The organism is Pseudomonas sp. GL_103 (assembly GCF_057835175.1).
Genome location: NZ_CM174420.1, coordinates 1,491,837 through 1,509,519, shown reverse-complemented (window position 1 = coordinate 1,509,519; position 17,683 = coordinate 1,491,837). Strand labels below are relative to the sequence as shown.

Here is a 17,683-nt window from a genome sequence, read left to right as displayed (position 1 = left end):
AGGACTCATGCCATGAACATCAATCTGCAACTCGACGCCCTGCGCGGCGCTTATCGCGACGGCCGCACCACGCCACGGCAATTGCTGCTGCAACTTCGGGACAAAGCCGCGGCGCTGAACCCGGACTATCACCTGTTCATCCACTTGCTCAGTGTCGATGAACTGGAGCCTTACCTCGCCGCCCTCGACGGTCGCGACCTCGACAGCCTGCCGCTGTACGGCGTGCCGTTCGCGATCAAGGACAACATCGACCTGGCGGGCATTCCGACCACGGCGGCGTGCCCGGCATTTGCCTACGTGCCGGAGCGTTCGGCGACCATCGTCGAACAACTGCTGGCCCTCGGTGCGATTCCGTTGGGAAAAACCAACCTCGACCAGTTCGCCACGGGGCTCAACGGCAGCCGCTCACCGTACGGCGCATGCCCCAACAGCGTGTTGCCGGAGTATCCCTCGGGCGGTTCCAGCGCCGGATCGTCGCTGGCGGTGGCGCTCGGGGTCGCGAGTTTTGCGCTGGGCACAGACACCGCCGGCTCCGGGCGTGTGCCGGCGGCGTTGAACAATCTGGTCGGCCTGAAAGCCACCAAAGGCCTGATTTCGACGGCCGGCGTGGTTCCGGCCTGTCGTACGCTGGATTGCGTCACCACCTTCACCGCCACGGCGCGGGAAGCCAGTCAGTTGCTGGCGCTCACCGCGCGCCTCGACCCACGGGACGAATACAGCCGCAGCAACCCGCTGTGGAACGACGGCTCGGCGTTCGGCACACCACGCCCCTTCCGTTTCGGCGTCCCCCGTGCACAGGACCTGCAATTCTTCGGTTGCCCTGAAGGCCCGCTGTTGTTCGGTGATGCCATCGACCGCCTCAAGGCCCTGGGCGGCGAAGCGGTGGAACTGGACCTGTCGCCGTTTCTGGAGGCCGCACGCTTGCTCTATGAAGGCCCGTGGGTGGCCGAGCGCTACAGCGTGGCCGGGGAGTTGATGGCGCAAAACCCGGAGGCCGTGTTGCCGGTGATTCGCGCCGTGTTGGCCAAGGCACCCGCCGTCGACGGCGTGCAAACCTTCCGCGCCCAATATCGGCTGCAAGCGCTCAAAGCCCTGTGCGACACAGCGCTGGAAGGCCTGGACTGCGTCGTCACGCCAACCATCGGCCGTCCGGTGACGCTGGCGGAACTCGAGGCCGAACCGGTGCTGCGCAATTCGGAACTGGGCTACTACACCAACTTCATGAACCTGCTCGACTACGCCGCCGTCGCCGTGCCCAGTGCGTTCATGGACAACAGCATGCCCTGGGGCGTAACGCTGTTTGGCCGGGCCTTTACCGATCAGTATCTTCTGAGCGTGGCGGATGCCTTGCAGCGTCAGCAAGGCTTGACCGCACCGGCACCGACGACGGTTGCCCGCCATGATCGAGCGCGACTGGTGGTCTGTGGTGCGCATCTGGACGGGTTGGCGTTGAACTGGCAGCTCAAGCAGCGCGGTGCCCGGTTGGTGGAAACGACATTCAGCTCGCCGGATTATCAACTCCATGCCCTGGCCGGCGGCCCGCCGTTTCGTCCGGGCATGGTCCGCGTGAAGGATGGCGGCGTGGCGATTGCGGTGGAAGTCTGGGAGTTGCCGAGCCGTGAACTGGGTTCGTTCCTGACCGGGATTCCGGCGCCGCTGGGGCTGGGCAAGGTGCAACTGGCGGATGGTCGCTGGGAGAGCGGGTTTATCTGCGAGGCCTATGGGTTGGAGGGCGCGGTGAACATCAGCCATTTGGGAGGGTGGCGGATGTATCTGAACACACTGGGCTAAACACACTCACCCTGTGGGAGCATTTGTGGCGAGGGGGCTTGTCCCCTCGCCACAAAAGCGGTCTCACCACCCTGCAGCCCGATGACACCTTGCACAGCCTGCTGTCGCGGGCGGATCATGCGACGTATCGGGCCAAGCAAACCGGCCGTAATTGAACCTGCGTGGAAAAACCTTACTCCAGCTATGACTATTCATCATGAGCCTGCCTGACCTCTGCCCCGCCTGCGGCGCACCCAACGACTGCACCCTGGCCGACCCGCGAACCGCCGACCGCGCCTGCTGGTGCTACGGCGTCAGCATCGACCCGGCCGTGCTCCAGGCGCTGCCGGCGGAACTGCGCGACGCCTCGTGCCTGTGCCCGCGCTGCGCCGAGGTCGAGGCGCAGTTGCAAGCAGCGTCCGGGTCGATCAAGTAAGATGCGCGCCCCTTTCTTTACCGATCCTTAAGTCATGCGTGTCGACCGTTTCCTCAGCAACCTGCCGTGCTTCAACCGCAAGCAGGTGCGCCTGTTGCTGGTGGAAAAGCGCGTCAGGGTTGACGGAAAAGTCGTCGGCGACCCGCACACTGAAGTCCGCGAATTCAGCCGCGTCGAAGTCGACAATGACGTGCTGCAGGTCGGCAAGCCCCTGCGCCATTTCATGTTGCACAAGCCCGCCGGCTGCGTCAGCGCCACTCGAGATCCGCAACACCCGACCGTGCTCGATCTGATCCATGAACCGGACAAGGACGAACTGCACATCGCCGGACGCCTGGACTTCAATACCACCGGCCTGATGCTGATCACCAACGACGGCAGCTGGTCGCGACGCCTGACCCAACCGCAGACCAAACTGCCCAAGGTCTATTACGTCGAAACCGAGCAGGACATCGGCCCCGAATACGCGATCACGTTCAGCCAAGGGCTGTACTTCGCCTTCGAAGACCTCACCACGCAACCGGCCGGGCTAGAGCTGCTCGGGCCAAAATGCGCACGCCTGAGCATCGTTGAGGGCCGTTATCACCAGGTCAAGCGCATGTTCGGCCACTTCAACAACAAGGTGATGCGCCTGCACCGCGAACGCATGGGGCCGCTGGTGCTCGACGACGCGTTGAAACCGGGCGAATACCGCCCACTGAGCGATGAAGAGATCGGATCGATCTAAGCCAGCGACCGCTCAGCAGAAGTTGTCGAACAATTTACCAATGGCACTTGCGCGATGACGTGACCCCTGCTTGAATCAGGACGTCGGCCGAAATGTGACCGACGAGTCACCCCATACTTCTAAGAAACTTTTTGCCGGTAGGAACCCTTGGGTTCCGGCCTCATCCGGCAGACTGCCCGCCAATAACAATACCCGTCGACCGGACTGCAATGGATCGACATGGGCCTCTCAAATTCCAGGCGTATGCCTACCTGTCACAAAGCTCGTGCAATCTCTATTGCGCGCATACCCGCTTGCCAGGAGTCTTATGACATGAGGCCAGAAATCGCTGTGCTGGATATACAGGGTCAGTATCGGGTTTACACGGAGTTCTATCGCGCAGACGCCGCAGAGAAGACCATTATCTTGGTCAACGGCTCGATGGCCACGACTGCGTCGTTTGCACAAACCGTGAAAAACCTCCATCCGCAGTTCAACGTCGTCTGCTACGACCAGCCCTACGCGGGCCGGTCAAAAGCCCACAACCTGCATGAAAAAATGCTCACCAAGGAAATCGAAGGGCAGATCCTTCTTGAGCTGATCGACCACTTCGCCGCCGAGCACGTGCTGTCGTTTTCCTGGGGCGGTGCGGCGACCATGGTCGCGCTTTCCCAACAGCCGCGACGCATTGAAAAAGCGGTGATCAGCTCGTTCTCCCCGGAAATCAACTCGCATATGCTCGATTACCTCGAGCGCGGCGTGGATTACCTCGGCAACCGGGACGGGGACCGGGTCGGCAACCTGGTGAACAGCACCATCGGCAAACACCTGCCAACGTTATTCAAGCGCTTCAATTATCGGCACGTCAGTTCCCTGGCCGAGCATGAATACGGGCAGATGCACTTCCACATCAGCGACTTGCTGCACAGTGATCGCCAGTGCTTTTTCAAAGCCGCGCAGAAAATCAACGTGCCTGTGCTGTTTATGAACGGCGAATGGGACGAATACACAGCCGCCGATGGCGCCCGGCTGTTCGCCGGCCACGTGCAACACAGCACGTTCAGTACCATTCAGGCCACCGGCCACTTTCTCGACATGGAGCACAAAGCCGCCTGCCGAGACAGCCGTAACGCACTGATGGGCTTCCTGAAACCAGCGCAACTCGAAAGCCGACCGCGTTACCACAACGTCCAGGAACACCATGCATTGGCAAGCTGAAGTAGCGTCATCGCGAGCAAGCCCCGCCCTGCTGCGTTAAACGTATTCTGCAGGCGCGAGGCTTGCCCGCGATCGACCGTCATGCCATCCGGGCTTTTTTGTCACATCTGCGTTAAACCCGCTCCACGTAAAGAAAAACTTCAAATCCGCGGCCGTATCTGGTACAAAGTCACCGCTCTGAGCGGGTGTCGTATAATGGCATTACTCCAGCTTCCCAAGCTGATAACGAGGGTTCGATTCCCTTCACCCGCTCCAATCGAATTTTGATCTCACGTCAGGGTGGTTTTGACGGGGGATGTAAAGACAGAAAAAACCGGCCTTGATGGCCGGTTTTTTTATGGGCTGGATTTGGGGGGCGTTACCCTCATTGAATGCTTCAGCGGAATTGAAAAGACACAAAAAACCTTCCTCCCTCCGTTGTCTCAATTGCGGCTTGGCTGTAATCAACGCTCGTATCCATGCCCAGTACGATCAGATCAACGCGGAGACCGTGAAATGAGCATTAATCCTATTCGCAGCCAAGAAGACCTCACCGTTGCATTTGCTCGCGTTAAGCAGTTGTGGGGGGCTGAAATCGGCTCGCCTGAAGGTGATGAGCTGGAAATTCTGGCGCTGCTTATCGAAAAATATGAAGACGAGCATTATCCGATGCTGCCCTCAGAACAGGTTGTCTGACGGGAGATGCCAAGAAAGAAAAAACCGGTCCAAGTGGCCGGTTTTTTTGTGTGCGGGATTTGGTGATGCGCCTGCCAACGCTAGTGTTAAGGGCCCACTTTTAAAGGCCCAACGGAGATCAACGCCAGAATAAGCAACGTCCTACACGACACTGGGAAATGTCCGTAGACTTGCGCATTGCTGTGCCTTTGTCATGAGACCTATAGTCCGACCGCGCCCAAATGGCGTATCGGGTTTGGCGACTCGATGGCAAAGCACAGAAACCTCCGAGCTATCTCGGAGCGTTTCTGAACGCACTCACCTGCCTTTTTTTGGCGGCTGTGCGTGGGAGACCCCAGGGTCTACCGGTTTGCCTTGTCCCGGTTCGCCAACCCGCGTACAGCTGCCACCCATTGTTTGGCGACACTGAGTGGTAGATCACCTCGATTCAAGGAAATCACTCATGAAAGAATTCATGGCTTTAACCAGCAACGCCGACGACCTCCCCTCCCTCTACGTCAACACCACCCAACCCCTGCACTCCCTGCTCAGCACCGCCAGCTACAGAATTCGCGCCGTGACGCAGCTTCTTGAAAACCTCGCGATGCGCGGCGACCTGACCTCTGACTCAGTTGTACTCAGCGACTTCGCATTACTGTGCTGCGTGCCATTGCGCGACGGTTGCGATGTGCTGGACGTTATCGCTCGACGTATGGATGCAGAACCATCCTGACAGTCCACCCGGCGCCTTTCGGGGGCGCCCTTTGGGATTCATAACCCCACCCGCTGTGTTCACGGAGGACCATGAACATGTTTTACCCGATTGCGATTTCCATGGGCGACGACGAACATGCGTGGGGCGTGGAAGTCCCGGATGTACCTGGTTGTTTTAGCGCCGGTGAAGATCTGGAAGATGCAATAGCCATGGCTCAACAAGCCATTGAGGAGCATTTCGAAATGCTCGCCGAGAACGGTGCACCCTTCCCCTCAGCCAGCAGCGTTACCCTGCATGCAGCCAATCCAAAGTACGCAGGCTGTACGTGGGCACTGGTGGAGATCGACGTGATCGAGTGAACTGAGTGGAGCCCCTGACATGACTCAAAACAGTGGGTCAGTGTTCAGCGCTGAATGTGACACTGCCACCCAGAAACTCATATCTTTTGCGTATAGATCACCGCATGCGAGTAAAGAAGCCGTAGAGCTGCGTTGAGCCCGGCAGTTGATCCCTTATTCTCCCGGCTCACCCTTCGCCCCCGAGATCAACATGCACAATTCAGAGTTGGGAATCATGATCATTTCATTGATCGGGTTGTTCGGCTTTGCCTCGTTTACCTTTGAGTACTTGAGCGCCCGACGCTCAAAAAAGATCAAGCCGCAATGATTTTTCCAAGCTGTAAAACAGGGACAGTTGACGCTCATCAACTGTCCCTGTTTTGCATCAGCGGGTCGCAACGATAAACAGTCGCGGAAACGGCAGCAGCACCGAACCATCGGCCATTGCCGGATACGCCCGTTCGATAGCAGTCTGATATTGCTTCAGATACTGCGCCCGTTCCGCCTCATCCAGCGGATCGAGAAACGGCCGCAAGCCACTGCCCTTGAACCACTCCACCACCCCAGACGCACCACCCGCGAGCGGATGATGGTAAGTGGTGCGCCACACATCGACGCGGGTGCAACAGGCTTTGAGTATCGAGTAATAACCGCTGGCATCGGCCATTTCGGTCCTCTGCCCGGCGGCGCCTGCCAGTTTGCCGACCCATGGGCCATCAGCGGCGACTTCACGCATCAAGCGGTGCGAGTGTTCATTCAGGTTGTCAGGCATCTGGACGGCCAAGCTGCCACCAGGCGCCAGTTTGCTCACCAGCGACGGTAGCAACGTGGCGTGATCAGGCACCCACTGCAACACCGCGTTGGCGAAAATCACCTCGAACGGACCGCTGTCATTCCAGGTGTCGATGTCGGCGATGTCGAACTGCACTTGCGGCAAGCGCTTGCGAGCGGCTTCGATCATGTCGCTGGAACTGTCCAGCCCGCGCACCGTGGCATCGGCAAAACGCTCCACCAGCAACTCGGTGGAGTTACCGGGCCCACAACCGATATCGATGGCCGAGCGCACGTCCCCGGCGGGGACGGCCGCCAGCAGGTCACGGGCGGGACGGGTGCGTTCATCTTCAAAAGCGACGTACTGTTTGGCGGACCAACTCATTGCGTTCTCCTGTCGGTGTGTTGTCGTGATCTGGGCAGACAACCAGTTCACTACGATACATCGGCCAATAGGTTCTGCTCTATTCCACCTTTGGCGCGAAAATTCCTGTGGGAGCGAGCTTGCTCGCGATGGCGATTGCACAGTCAACATCGTCGTCGACTGACATGGCGCTATCGCGAGCAAGCTCGCTCCCACAGATTTTTCACCTTAACTGATCGACCTAGGCTCTATTGGCCAGTTTTTTTCGTCGCTGGACAGCAGTCTTAATCGTAATACCCGACAGTCTTCTTCAAATGATCCGAGTACTCATAAATGTCATCGACGGAATTTATTGCATGCCGGGTTTCATTCTTCTCTTCGTCAAATATGCCGATGTATTTCTGTGATCGGTTGAAGTGCAGTCGGCAGATCGGTTTGCGGTTGTTGTCGTCAAGCAGAATGCCGAAGTAACTCTGGGTGTCGCGCTGAACAATCCGCTTGGCATCAACAACCGACCGAACCACGGCCCGGACGATGTGATAGCCCTCCAGTTCTTCCAATGTCGTCAGAACCTTGTCCTCTGACTCATCTCGAACATCGGGTTGCTCAGTTTCACCGGTAGCGACCGGTAAAGAGGCGAGCGCAGGTTGGATGGCGCCACTCATTGCCGACTTGAGCCTGTCATTGATTTGCTCGTTGAGAAACTGCACCACGGCCTTTCTCGTGAGCTCATGGAACTGCTCGCGGACCTTTTGAGTAATCACCCCGTCGTAAACACGTGAAGCGAAGACTTTCACAAAATCGTCGTCCGGCTTGCTGACCTGAGAAGCAATCACCTTTTTGATTTGGCTGACGTACTTCAACTCACCTGCGGCGCTGATGATCGAATCCACATCGAATGCAGATTTGGTGAGTTTCACCAACTCTGGGACGGAATACTCGTCGATATCCAGCAGGTCGAGTTCAAGGAATGGCTTCTCGTCCATCTTGTTCGGCGCATCCAGATCAGTGAAAAACTTATAGACCTGACCGTTAGTGAGAATGGAAATTCGAGCACTGGTGACATGGAAATAGCGAAACAGTTGGGAGGCATGATTGATGTGCAGTGGCTCGCCTATTTTCTTGCACTCGATGAGGATCTGTACCTCTCCTGCCTTCATGATTGCGTAGTCAATTTTCTCCCCTTTCTTCGTTCCTATATCGCAAACGAATTCAGGTGTCACTTCCGTCGGATCGAAAACATCGTAGCCCAGTACCGTGCTGATAAAGGGCATGACAAAAGCATTCTTGGTCGCTTCTTCCGTTTGAATGGCAGCGCTCTGCAAACGAACTTTGGCAGCGAGACTTGCTAACTTTTCGAAGAATTCCATGAGTAGCCTCTTTTCGGTTTCGATCCGTGTGAACACATGCTGGCAAATTGACTGCCATTGATACTAGACACAAACCGACACAAAGGAAGAATCCCACCAAGAATTAAGATCTTGCCCACCGCCGTGCTTCATTGGGTTGCAACACCAGCCAAACTTTCATCTCGTCACCGATGCCTGAACTTCAGGTTCATCCCCTACAAAGAACACGGTCATGAAATTCGCAAAAAACGCGAAGAAACTCACCCTCTGGGTCGATAACCCCGGACGTTCCTGGAGACGCTGCGCAGGCATTACCGCGCCATGGGTGAAAACGAAGTGTTTGACCTCAATGGCCTGAACCCAACGCATAATCCCAAGCCGCATCTGGATCAGTGCTGAACAGAAAAACGGCGCGTGACTGAAGCCCCGCGCCGTTTGCGTTCAAACCTTGCGTTCAACTTTTGGCCTGCAGCGCCTTGGCCATTTGCAGATGATTTTGCAATTTAGGCAGGGTTTCTTCGGCGAATGCCTTGATTTGCGGCACGTCGGTGGTCTGCGCCTCCTGCTGCAACTGATCGATGGCTTCCTGGGTGGTCTTCACCTGACTGGCGGTATAGGCCTCGTCGTAGGTCGCCCCATCCATGACTTGTGGCATCAGGGCTTTGGCCTTTTCGACAATTTCTTCCCGGGGGGCGATCGGTATATCCAATTGTTTAGCGATTTTCGCCAAGTGCTGGTTCGCGGTGGTGCGGTCGTTGATGACGATAATGGTGTAGTCCTTGACCTCTTTGGACTCGGCTTTCTGGTGCGCCAGGCGACTTGCTTCAATATCGGCAATACCCTTTGCCGAGGCCTCGTCGATGAATTCGGCAGTCGACTGGGCAAAGACGCCGCTGGCAAACAGGCCCAGTAATGTGGCAAGACTGGTATTACATAATCGGGTGGCCATCCGGTTCATGGTCGCGCCCTCCTCTTCAAATTCAAACGGGAGCTTTCGCCCCCGCCTCTCAATCAAAACCACCGGCATCCTTTAGCGGGATTTCTGACCGCCCTTGCGGCCCATATCGGGTTTCGCCGGGTCTTTATCGACGGTCGTAGTGGTGGTTTTCCCACCCTTGCGACCGGATTCAGAGGCCTTCGTTCGATCGTTGGCAAAGTTCCCCGAGTTCGAGTTTCTTGAATCAGGCATGATTCTCTTCCTCTTGGTGGTAGTCGCGGCGAGCCGTAGCCCGCATAGAATCTGAATTTGCGCGTCCCAAAAGGTTTAGAAAATTACGTGGATGCCACGACGAACGGTGCCCGGGTTTTCAGACCAGTCGCAGGTGATGCTCGCGTTTGGCGCAGTACATCGCCTCGTCGGCATGCCGGAGCAATTGCTTCTCTTCGGTGCCGTGATCGGGGTATCGGGCGACGCCGATACTTGGCCGGATGTTCAGGCTGTGCCCGTCCAGTCGCAGGGGCTGGGCCAGGACCTGACGGATTTTCTCGACCACGATGTCGGTATCGCCCGCAGCGCGAATGCTGTGCAGCAACACCACGAACTCATCGCCGCCGATGCGTGCCACGGTGTCGGTTTCCCGCACACAGCCCTTGAGCCGGTTGGCCACCGCTTGCAGCAGCATGTCGCCGACCGCGTGGCCATGGGTGTCGTTGACTTGCTTGAAGCGGTCGAGGTCGACGTACAACAGCGCCATGCGCCCGCGGTCCTCGCGGGCCACTTGCAGCGATGCCTTGAGCCGGTCGCGCAGCAGTTCACGGTTGGGTAACTGGGTCAGTTGGTCATACTGGGCCATGTATTGCAGGCGGGCATGCAGTTGCTTGCGCTCAATGGCTGTCGCGACCTGGGCGCAGACGTATTGCAGCAGTTCCTTGTCTTGCTCGGTGTAGCGCTCGCCGCCCGGAATGCTTTTGACGATCAACGCGCCGATGGTGCCGTTTTGAGAGTTCAGCGGCACACCCAGCCAACAGGGTGCGTCCTGCTCGGTCTGCAGCATTTCGAAACCGGCAGGAGGTGGGCACTGGTCCGGGGTCAACAGGATCGGCAGCCCCGTGCGGATTACCTCGGCGCACAGGCGCCCGGTCATGGTTCCGGGTTGTTCGGGCTGTGGCTCGTGGTCATCGACGTGATAAGGGAAATTCAGCTGTGCGCAGTGCTCGTCGTACAGCGCCACGGAAAAATTCAGTGCCGGCAGCCATTCGCCGATGATCATGTGGATGCGCTTGAACAACGCCAGCAGATCCTCTGCCGCATGGGCCGCCTCGGAAATCGCATACAACGCTGCCTGCCGGGATTCGGCCTGCTTGCGTTCGGTGATGTCGCGAGCCACCGCGATGCGCAACTGATCGTCCTCGGACCAGCGTGCCGACCAGAGGATATGCACCACGCTGCCATCCTTGCGCAGGTAACGGTTTTCGAAGTTGAGCTTGGGCTCGCCGCCCATGATTTCCCGGGCGGCGTCGAGGGTGCGCTGGCGATCGCCCGGGTGCACCATATCGATCATCGCCTCGCCGATCATCTCATCGGCGCTGTAGCCGAAAATACGTTCGCACGCTGCGCTGACGAAGACGAAGCGGCCTTGTTTGTCCACCGCACAGACGGCGTCCAGCAACAGATCGATATAGCTCGCCAGCGGCGCGGAATTCCGGTTTTCCATGGTTCAGCGTGGGCGTCCCGATAATGCAGCGCTCATCAATCATCCCTGCCCCGTCAGTCTTGCATCCTTGTGATCACGTTCAAGCCTTGTTCGGCATCAGCCCCGGCAACGCATGTACCAGCGCGTTGATGGCGAATCCGATGAACATCACCCCGCACAACCGGGTGATGGCCAGTTCATGACGCTGGTACAAGCTGCGCACCCGCCGCGCACCGACAACGCCAATGAGAATAGCGTAGGCGAGCAAACCGCCAACGAAACTCAGGGCGATCAGCGCCGGCAGCATTGACCAGTTGAGCAGTTCCGCGCGGCTCGACAGCAGTGCCGTGAACGTCGCCACCGCCACCGGGTAGGCCTTGGGATTGGTCAAACCAAACAGAATGCCGTGCCAAAACGGCTGCCGCGCCGGGCCCTGCGGCGCATCAGCGCTGCTGCGGCGGGCGCGCACCGCACGCCAGCCGAGCCAGAACAGGTACAGGCCGCTGAGCACACCGAGCACGTCGAACGCGGTACTGCCGATCTCTCGCGCACCGACAATCGCGATCAGCGCCGTGCTGCACCACACCACATCACCGAACAGATGCCCGCACAGAAACCCCGCCCCGGCCCGTCGCCCATGGGCCGCGCCAATGCCGAATACCGCCAGCACACCCGGTCCCGGGGTGATGCCGTAGATAAAACCCGAGGCAAGCACGGCCATTAGCAAGGATGGGGTCATGGGGAGTCCTTTTGAACTGCTTGGTGAATGGTGGCCAGTCTATATCAGGTCATTGCCTGTCGACTGAAACATCTCGACAGACGAACGGACTGGTCCCACCTCACTGATGACGGTGTAGTATGTTGTATTACAAACCACTACATCGAGACCGCCATGTCAGTTATGTCCCTGCGCATACCAGACGAAATCGCCGATACTCTCGCGAGTCTTTCCAAAGCAACGGGCCGCAGCAAATCATTTCTGGCCGTGGATGCGCTGCGTGAATACCTGGCCCGTGAAGCGTGGCAAATCGAGGAAATTCAGAAAGCCTTGAAAGAAGCCGATGAAGGTGACTTCGCGACACAAGAAGAAGTGAACGCAATGGCTGACAAGTGGACGGCGAATGCGCGTTGAGTGGTTGCGTACGGCGTTAAAGAATCTGGATGACGAAGCCGCGTACATCGCCATCGAAAATCCAGAAGCTGCAGCAGATTTTGTCCAGACGATTCTCGCCAGTGTCGATCACCTTGCCCGATTTCCAGCGACGGGTCGTGAAGGACGCTTACCCGGTACCCGGGAATGGGTCATGCCTGATCGCCCCTATTTGATTCCCTACCGGGTTCGCCAAGGTCGGCTTCAGGTACTACGAATTTTTCATACGCGTCGCCTGCCACCGTCCAATTGGTAAAGGCCATTTTAGAAAAGTCTCTAGCGATCGATCCCCTCCCCAATCCTGCGATTCAACCAGTTCAACGCCTGATCCCCACCCCGCCGTTTATGCCACGCCAACACAAAGGTGAACGATGGAATGTGAAACGGCGGTGGCACGACAACCAATGAGGACTCATCGATATCGCGCAATCCGCGCGACGCGACGGTGAGGATCAGGTCGGTGCCGCTGATGAGCTGCGGGGCGACGCTCCAGTGCGGCAGGCTGATGGCGACACGCCGGCGCTCGCGCAATGCAGTCAAGGCGCGCTCGATCTCCGGGGTACCGCTGCCGCGCATTTCCAGCAGGACGTGGGGGCGTGCCAGATAAGTGGCCAGGTCGAGGACACCATCGGCGGGCAGGCTGTTGCGGTCCACAAGGCAGGCGTAGTGCTCATCGAACAGCGCTGTGCTGCGCAATTCGTTGGGCATTTCCGGGAATACACCGGCGGCGACATCAATGTCACCGTTGAGCACCCCTTCGAGCATGCTTTCGCGGCTGCCATGGCTGATTTGCAGGTCGATGCCCGGCGCTTCGCGGCGCAAGGTCCGGATCAGACCCGGCAAGACAATGGCGGCGCCGTAGTCGGACATCGCCAGGCGGAAGGTGCGCCGGGTGGTCGCGGGATCGAAAGCGTTCGGCGCCAGCAACGCTTGCACCTGGGCCAGGGCTTCGGCCAGCGGTGCCACCAGTTCCAGCGCTCGCGGAGTCGGTACAAGGCCGGCACCGGCGCGCACCAGCAGCGGATCGCCGAGCAGGTCACGTAAACGCGCCAGCGCATGACTGACCGCTGGCTGGCTCAAGTGCAGACGCTCGGCCGCCCGGGTCACGTGTTGCTCGCTGAGCAAGGCGTCGAGGATCACCAGCAAATTGAGGTCGATGCGTCGTAGATCATTCATCTGCTGCATGTTCTGGATAACAAAACGGAATTTAAATCTGCGCGACGAATACCCTAGAGTCCAGCAAAACCTGTTGGAGATCGATCATGAGTACGTTGCATTGGGCCGGTCTGATGGGGCTGGCGATGATCGCCGGGGCGGTGGTGCCGTTTCAGAGCGCGATCAACGTCAATCTCGGGCGCGGGTTGGGCCATCCGTTGTGGGCGACGCTCGCCTCGTTGCTGGTGAGCGTTATCGTGCTGTTGCCGATCATCGTTGCGATGCGCTTGCCATTGCCGTCACTGGCATTCATCAGCAAGGCGCCGCTTTGGGTGTGGGCCGGTGGCGCTTTTGGGGTGATCTTCATTTCCCTGGCATTGGTGCTGCTGCCCAAGCTGGGTGCCGCGGGGTTCATGGCATTGGCGCTGGCGGGGCAAGTGGTGGCGTCGTTGTTGCTGGATCATTTCGGCTGGTTTGGGTTGATGGAACGGCAGCTCACCTTGCCAAAGGTGGTTGGGGTGGTGCTGTTGATGGCCGGGGTGGTGTTGATTCAGTTCAGTGACGCGGCGCAAAAAGCGATGACAGCGACTTCTTGAAGATCAAAAGATCGCAGCCTCCGGCAGCTCCTACGGGGATGCGTGGTCCGAGCAGGCGCTGCCGAAGGCTGCGATCTTTTAAAACTTATCGAGTGTGCGCAACTTCTGCGGCAACCCCCACAGCAACAGCGCCACCGCAATCAGCGCACACACACCAATGACATACAGCGCCGGTGTGGTGCTGCCGGTCAGGTCCTTGATCCGGCCGACCATCACCGGGCTGACGATGCCGCCGAACTGGCCCAGGGTGTTGATCACCGCGATCCCGCCGGCAGCGCCCGCGCCGGCGCCGGCCAGCAGTTTCGGCGGCAGGGTCCAGAAGCTCGGGATGGAGGCGATGATCCCGGCACCGAGCAGGCCCAGCGCGACAATCAGGAAGGTCGTGTGGTTGGCGAAGATCCCTGCGCAGAAGAACCCGATCGCACCGACCGCCACCAGACCGGCGACAAACTTGCGTCGCTCGCCAGTAGCATCGGACAGGCGTCCGATCACCACCATGCTGATGGCACCGCAGATGTACGGGATGGCCGTCAGCAAGCCGATCATTACCGGACTTTCGGTGCCGGCGCTGCGGATCAGTTGCGGCGCCCAGAAATTCAAGCCGTAGGACGCTACCTGAATCAGGAAATAGATCAGGCCCAAGGTCAGGAAACCCGGAATCCGCAGCGCGGCGAGCAGCGAACCGCCACTCTTGTGCGGCTCATGCTGAGCTATGCGGCTGGCCAGCAGGGTCTTCTCCGATGGCGTCAGCCAATGAGCATCTTCGATGCGATCCTTGAGCAGGGTCAGCACCAGCAAACCGAGGCCGATGCACGGCACGCCACCGAGCAGGAACAGCCAGTGCCAGCCACGCATTTGCAGCACGCCGTCGAGGTGTTGCAACACCAGGCCGGAGAACGGCGCGCCCACCAGGCCGGCGAACGCCGACGCCAGGAACAGCATCGAGGTGATGCGTCCGCGGTAGTGCTGCGGGAACCACAACGTCAGGTAATACAACACGCCCGGGGCAAACCCCGCCTCCATCGCGCCGATCACGAAGCGCAGCACGTAGAACTGCCATTCGCTGTTAACGAACACCATGGCCGCCGTGGCCAGGCCCCAGGACATCATGATCCGGGCGATCCAGCGCCGGGCGCCGACCTTGTACAGCATCATGTTGCTGGGCACTTCGAAAATCACATAACCGACCACGAACAACCCGGCACCCAGGCCATAAGCGGTGTCGCTCAGGCTCAGGTCGGTCTGCAACTGAAACTTGGCGAAGCTGATGTTGATGCGGTCGAAAAAGGCGAACAGGTAGCAGACCATGATCAGCGGCATCAGACGCCAGGCGACTTTGCTGACCAGGGCTTTTTCTTCGTCGTGGCTAACGGCCGGGCTCGCGCCGGCCTCCAGTGCATTAAGGCTCATTGTGGTTCTCCAGGCGGACTTCCCTTGGGTGTCCGATTGTTTTTGTTGTCTGGTTGAGTGGGGCTATATGAATGCTTTTACTGTGGGAGCGGGCTTGCTCGCGAAAGCGGTCTGACATTCAGCAGTGATGTCGACTGACACTCCGTCTTCGCGAGCAAGCCCGCTCCCACAGGGTTTCGATTGGGTCAGGAAGGCACGGGGTGCAGGTCACAATTGCGCCCGGCCTTGGCCAGTTGACCGGGTACTTCATGGCCGAGCAGCGCCGGCAGTCCCCGGGACAGTTTCAGTAGCAGCGGCAAATCGATGCCGGTATGAATACCGACTTCATCGCACAGGTTCACCAGATCCTCGGTGCAGATGTTTCCCGACGCCCCCGGCGCAAACGGGCAGCCGCCGAGGCCACCGAGGGCCGCATCGAAGCGTCGGGCACCGGCCTCGTAGGCAGCCAGCACGTTGCACAGGCCAAGGCTGCGGGTATTGTGAAAATGCAGGGTCAGGTCCGTCGGAGACACCCGCTGCAGTACCCGGCGCACCAGTCGGTCGACCTGACGCGGATTGGCCATGCCCGTGGTGTCGGCCAGGGTGATGCCCTGGATGCCGAGTTCCTGATAGGCCTCGACGATTTGCAGTACGCGGTCCTCATCGATCTTGCCTTCGAACGGGCAGCCGAAGGTGGTGGCGATGCTGGCGTTGAGTCGCACGGGACTGTCGCCAACGAACTGCACAATCTCGCCGAACGCGGCCAATGAATCTTCACAGCGCATACGCATGTTCGCCAGGTTGTGGGTCTGGCTGGCGGACATCACCAGGTTCAGCTCATCGGCACGGCACGCCAGCGCCCGTTGCGCACCTTTGAGGTTGGGGATCAACGCGACGTAGATCACCCCCGGTTGCCGGGCGATGCCCTTGAACACCAGTTCGCCATCGCGCAGCGCCGGAATGGCCTTGGGCGACACGAACGAACCGGCTTCGATGCGGCCGAATCCAGCCTGCGACAGTTGATCGATCAGGGCAATCTTGTCGTCGGTTTCAACCCAGGTCGGCTCGATTTGCAAACCGTCGCGCGGGGACACTTCCTGCACGATCAGGCTGTCGGAATAATCGGTGATCATTGCACCACTCCTTCAACTTTCAGGCGTTCGATGTCCATCGCGGTCAGGCCCAATTGCGCGAGGATGCCGTCGGTGTGCTGGCCCAGCCCGGGGCCGGACCAGTTCACGCCGCCGGGTGTCTCGGAGAGTTTCGGCACGATGCCCGGCATCTTCACCGTGGCACCACCGGGCAGCTCGGCATTGAGCAGCATGTCCCGCGCCTGATAGTGCGGATCGGCGACGATGTCGGCCACCGAATAGATGCGGCCGGCCGGGACTTCGGCGGTTTCCAGGGCGGCCAGCACCTCGTCGATGGGCAGACTGCTGGTCCAGTGGGTGATGGCCGCGTCGAGCAGATTGCTCTTGGCTGCACGCCCATCGTTATGGGCGAATTCCGGCGCCTCGGCCAGATCGGGGCGGCCGATGGTTTGCATCAGGCGCTTGTAGATCGGATCGCTGTTGCCGGCGATCACCACGTAGGCGCCATCAGCCGTCAGATAGGTGTTGGACGGCGCGATACCCGGCAAGGCGCCACCGCTGCGTTCACGCACATGGCCCAGCATGTCGTATTCCGGCACCAGGCTTTCCATGACGTTGAACACGCTTTCGGCCAGGGACACATCGACGATCTGCCCGCCGCCCTGCCCGGTCTTGACCCTTAGCAGCGACATCAGCGCGCCGATCACCGCGTGCAGCGAAGCCAGGGAATCGCCAAGGCTGACGCCGACCCGCGCCGGTGGCGAACCGGGGGTGCCGGTGGTGTAGCGAATCCCACCCATGGCCTCGCCTATGGCACCGAAACCCGGACGATCGCGGTACGGACCGGTCTGGCCGTAACCGGAAATCCGCACCAGCGTCAGGTTGGGATTGAGCGCGTGCAACACGTCCCAACCGAGGCCGAGTTTCTCCAGGGCGCCGGGGCGCAGGTTTTCGATCAACACATCGGCGCTGGTCGCCAGTTGCTTGACCAGTTCAATGCCTTCGGGGGATTTGAGGTTCAGTGCCAGGGACTTCTTGTTGCGCGATTGCAGGTACCACCACAGCGAGGTGCCTTCGTGCAGCTTGCGCCATTTACGCAGGGGATCGCCCTGGCCCATGGCTTCGATCTTGATCACCTCGGCGCCGAACTCGGCCAGCATGCGCGCCGCAAACGGCGCGGCGATCAGCGTGCCGATCTCGATCACTTTGATCGCACTCAAGGGAGCAGTCATCGCGGGGTACCTCTTGTTCTTGGAATATGCGCCAAGGCTAGAGGACAGGGGGCTCGGGAATCCAACCTTCAGTTGGCAACGAGCGTTCGCCAAACGCGAACGCTCGGGGAGATTGT

Annotated in this window: 18 protein-coding genes, 1 tRNA gene and 2 pseudogenes; 11 read left to right on the top strand and 10 right to left on the bottom strand. The window is 59.3% G+C overall.

The window, feature by feature from the left end; translation table 11 throughout:
• Positions 1–12 precede the first annotated feature (12 nt).
• From atzF to AC3IP0_RS06810, 8 genes and pseudogenes are all read left to right on the top strand, one after another.
• Entirely contained in the window at positions 13–1,791 is a 1,779-nt protein-coding gene (gene atzF, locus AC3IP0_RS06845; protein WP_489318708.1) for an allophanate hydrolase, read from the top strand.
• A gap of 196 nt (positions 1,792–1,987) precedes the next feature.
• Positions 1,988–2,206 (top strand): cysteine-rich CWC family protein, encoded by a 219-nt coding sequence (locus AC3IP0_RS06840; RefSeq protein ID WP_489318707.1) that lies wholly within the window; start codon positions 1,988–1,990, stop codon positions 2,204–2,206.
• A gap of 34 nt (positions 2,207–2,240) precedes the next feature.
• Positions 2,241–2,933 (top strand): pseudouridine synthase, encoded by a 693-nt coding sequence (locus AC3IP0_RS06835; protein ID WP_489318706.1) that lies wholly within the window; start codon positions 2,241–2,243, stop codon positions 2,931–2,933.
• 312 nt (positions 2,934–3,245) lie between these two features.
• The gene (locus AC3IP0_RS06830) at positions 3,246–4,130 is read left to right on the top strand and encodes an alpha/beta fold hydrolase (protein ID WP_489318705.1); all 885 of its coding nucleotides are present in this window, start codon (positions 3,246–3,248) and stop codon (positions 4,128–4,130) included.
• A 181-nt stretch (positions 4,131–4,311) separates the two neighbouring features.
• Positions 4,312–4,385, top strand: a tRNA-Gly gene (locus AC3IP0_RS06825).
• Between the two features lie 240 nt (positions 4,386–4,625).
• Positions 4,626–4,799 (top strand): annotated as a pseudogene (locus AC3IP0_RS06820) (transcriptional regulator); the annotation flags it as partial.
• Between the two features lie 448 nt (positions 4,800–5,247).
• On the top strand, positions 5,248–5,517 hold the full coding sequence (locus AC3IP0_RS06815) for a hypothetical protein (protein ID WP_007997797.1): 270 nt from the start codon (positions 5,248–5,250) through the stop codon (positions 5,515–5,517).
• A gap of 77 nt (positions 5,518–5,594) precedes the next feature.
• Positions 5,595–5,849, top strand: a pseudogene (locus AC3IP0_RS06810) (type II toxin-antitoxin system HicB family antitoxin); the annotation flags it as partial.
• A gap of 373 nt (positions 5,850–6,222) precedes the next feature.
• Here AC3IP0_RS06810 and tam read toward each other — a convergent pair.
• The 6 genes from tam to AC3IP0_RS06780 form a co-directional block, all read right to left on the bottom strand.
• Positions 6,223–6,993 carry a trans-aconitate 2-methyltransferase gene (gene tam, locus AC3IP0_RS06805; protein WP_489318704.1) on the bottom strand — a complete coding sequence of 257 codons (771 nt, stop codon included), beginning with the start codon at positions 6,991–6,993 and terminating at the stop codon, positions 6,223–6,225.
• 263 nt (positions 6,994–7,256) lie between these two features.
• Complete coding sequence (locus AC3IP0_RS06800) at positions 7,257–8,342, bottom strand: type I restriction endonuclease (protein ID WP_489326973.1); 1,086 nt, start codon at positions 8,340–8,342, stop codon at positions 7,257–7,259.
• Positions 8,343–8,775: 433 nt separating this feature from the next.
• Complete coding sequence (locus AC3IP0_RS06795) at positions 8,776–9,279, bottom strand: DUF4142 domain-containing protein (RefSeq protein WP_489327785.1); 504 nt, start codon at positions 9,277–9,279, stop codon at positions 8,776–8,778.
• Positions 9,280–9,351: 72 nt separating this feature from the next.
• Positions 9,352–9,510, bottom strand: coding sequence for a KGG domain-containing protein (locus AC3IP0_RS06790; protein WP_489318703.1), 159 nt, complete (start codon positions 9,508–9,510; stop codon positions 9,352–9,354).
• Positions 9,511–9,628: 118 nt separating this feature from the next.
• On the bottom strand, positions 9,629–10,975 hold the full coding sequence (locus AC3IP0_RS06785; RefSeq protein ID WP_489326971.1) for a sensor domain-containing protein: 1,347 nt from the start codon (positions 10,973–10,975) through the stop codon (positions 9,629–9,631).
• Positions 10,976–11,054: 79 nt separating this feature from the next.
• Positions 11,055–11,693, bottom strand: coding sequence for a LysE family translocator (locus tag AC3IP0_RS06780; RefSeq protein WP_489326969.1), 639 nt, complete (start codon positions 11,691–11,693; stop codon positions 11,055–11,057).
• Positions 11,694–11,846: 153 nt separating this feature from the next.
• On the opposite strand from AC3IP0_RS06780, the gene AC3IP0_RS06775 reads away from it, so the two are divergent.
• Positions 11,847–12,086: a CopG family ribbon-helix-helix protein gene (locus AC3IP0_RS06775; RefSeq protein WP_150727562.1), complete on the top strand. Its 240-nt coding sequence runs from the start codon at positions 11,847–11,849 to the stop codon at positions 12,084–12,086.
• Positions 12,076–12,360, top strand: coding sequence for a type II toxin-antitoxin system RelE/ParE family toxin (locus AC3IP0_RS06770; RefSeq protein WP_489318700.1), 285 nt, complete (start codon positions 12,076–12,078; stop codon positions 12,358–12,360). Before AC3IP0_RS06775 ends, AC3IP0_RS06770 begins: the two co-directional genes overlap by 11 nt.
• A gap of 20 nt (positions 12,361–12,380) precedes the next feature.
• Here AC3IP0_RS06770 and AC3IP0_RS06765 read toward each other — a convergent pair whose 3' ends face one another.
• On the bottom strand, positions 12,381–13,289 hold the full coding sequence (locus AC3IP0_RS06765) for a LysR family transcriptional regulator (RefSeq protein WP_489318699.1): 909 nt from the start codon (positions 13,287–13,289) through the stop codon (positions 12,381–12,383).
• A 77-nt stretch (positions 13,290–13,366) separates the two neighbouring features.
• On the opposite strand from AC3IP0_RS06765, the gene AC3IP0_RS06760 reads away from it, so the two are divergent.
• On the top strand, positions 13,367–13,855 hold the full coding sequence (locus tag AC3IP0_RS06760; protein ID WP_489318698.1) for a DMT family transporter: 489 nt from the start codon (positions 13,367–13,369) through the stop codon (positions 13,853–13,855).
• 78 nt (positions 13,856–13,933) lie between these two features.
• Here the strand turns inward: AC3IP0_RS06760 and AC3IP0_RS06755 are convergent, their stop codons facing one another.
• The 3 genes from AC3IP0_RS06755 to AC3IP0_RS06745 all read right to left on the bottom strand — a co-directional run bounded on the left by AC3IP0_RS06755 (position 13,934) and on the right by AC3IP0_RS06745 (position 17,567).
• Positions 13,934–15,265, bottom strand: coding sequence for an MFS transporter (locus AC3IP0_RS06755; RefSeq protein WP_489326967.1), 1,332 nt, complete (start codon positions 15,263–15,265; stop codon positions 13,934–13,936).
• Between the two features lie 185 nt (positions 15,266–15,450).
• Positions 15,451–16,377 carry a hydroxymethylglutaryl-CoA lyase gene (locus tag AC3IP0_RS06750; protein ID WP_489326966.1) on the bottom strand — a complete coding sequence of 309 codons (927 nt, stop codon included), beginning with the start codon at positions 16,375–16,377 and terminating at the stop codon, positions 15,451–15,453.
• On the bottom strand, positions 16,374–17,567 hold the full coding sequence (locus tag AC3IP0_RS06745) for a CaiB/BaiF CoA transferase family protein (RefSeq protein WP_489326964.1): 1,194 nt from the start codon (positions 17,565–17,567) through the stop codon (positions 16,374–16,376). The genes AC3IP0_RS06750 and AC3IP0_RS06745 overlap by 4 nt, the downstream gene beginning before the upstream one ends.
• Positions 17,568–17,683 lie beyond the last annotated feature (116 nt).

Excerpts from the sequence above, each read along its gene's own strand:
- atzF (WP_489318708.1), top strand. The coding sequence starts at position 13 with ATGAACATCAATCTGCAACTCGACGCCCTGCGCGGCGCTTATCGCGAC.
- AC3IP0_RS06840 (WP_489318707.1), top strand. The coding sequence starts at position 1,988 with ATGAGCCTGCCTGACCTCTGCCCCGCCTGCGGCGCACCCAACGACTGC.
- AC3IP0_RS06835 (WP_489318706.1), top strand. The coding sequence starts at position 2,241 with ATGCGTGTCGACCGTTTCCTCAGCAACCTGCCGTGCTTCAACCGCAAG.
- AC3IP0_RS06830 (WP_489318705.1), top strand. The coding sequence starts at position 3,246 with ATGAGGCCAGAAATCGCTGTGCTGGATATACAGGGTCAGTATCGGGTT.
- AC3IP0_RS06815 (WP_007997797.1), top strand. The coding sequence starts at position 5,248 with ATGAAAGAATTCATGGCTTTAACCAGCAACGCCGACGACCTCCCCTCC.
- tam (WP_489318704.1), bottom strand. The coding sequence starts at position 6,993 with ATGAGTTGGTCCGCCAAACAGTACGTCGCTTTTGAAGATGAACGCACC.
- AC3IP0_RS06800 (WP_489326973.1), bottom strand. The coding sequence starts at position 8,342 with ATGGAATTCTTCGAAAAGTTAGCAAGTCTCGCTGCCAAAGTTCGTTTG.
- AC3IP0_RS06795 (WP_489327785.1), bottom strand. The coding sequence starts at position 9,279 with ATGAACCGGATGGCCACCCGATTATGTAATACCAGTCTTGCCACATTA.
- AC3IP0_RS06790 (WP_489318703.1), bottom strand. The coding sequence starts at position 9,510 with ATGCCTGATTCAAGAAACTCGAACTCGGGGAACTTTGCCAACGATCGA.
- AC3IP0_RS06785 (WP_489326971.1), bottom strand. The coding sequence starts at position 10,975 with ATGGAAAACCGGAATTCCGCGCCGCTGGCGAGCTATATCGATCTGTTG.
- AC3IP0_RS06780 (WP_489326969.1), bottom strand. The coding sequence starts at position 11,693 with ATGACCCCATCCTTGCTAATGGCCGTGCTTGCCTCGGGTTTTATCTAC.
- AC3IP0_RS06775 (WP_150727562.1), top strand. The coding sequence starts at position 11,847 with ATGTCAGTTATGTCCCTGCGCATACCAGACGAAATCGCCGATACTCTC.
- AC3IP0_RS06770 (WP_489318700.1), top strand. The coding sequence starts at position 12,076 with ATGCGCGTTGAGTGGTTGCGTACGGCGTTAAAGAATCTGGATGACGAA.
- AC3IP0_RS06765 (WP_489318699.1), bottom strand. The coding sequence starts at position 13,289 with ATGCAGCAGATGAATGATCTACGACGCATCGACCTCAATTTGCTGGTG.
- AC3IP0_RS06760 (WP_489318698.1), top strand. The coding sequence starts at position 13,367 with ATGAGTACGTTGCATTGGGCCGGTCTGATGGGGCTGGCGATGATCGCC.
- AC3IP0_RS06755 (WP_489326967.1), bottom strand. The coding sequence starts at position 15,265 with ATGAGCCTTAATGCACTGGAGGCCGGCGCGAGCCCGGCCGTTAGCCAC.
- AC3IP0_RS06750 (WP_489326966.1), bottom strand. The coding sequence starts at position 16,377 with ATGATCACCGATTATTCCGACAGCCTGATCGTGCAGGAAGTGTCCCCG.
- AC3IP0_RS06745 (WP_489326964.1), bottom strand. The coding sequence starts at position 17,567 with ATGACTGCTCCCTTGAGTGCGATCAAAGTGATCGAGATCGGCACGCTG.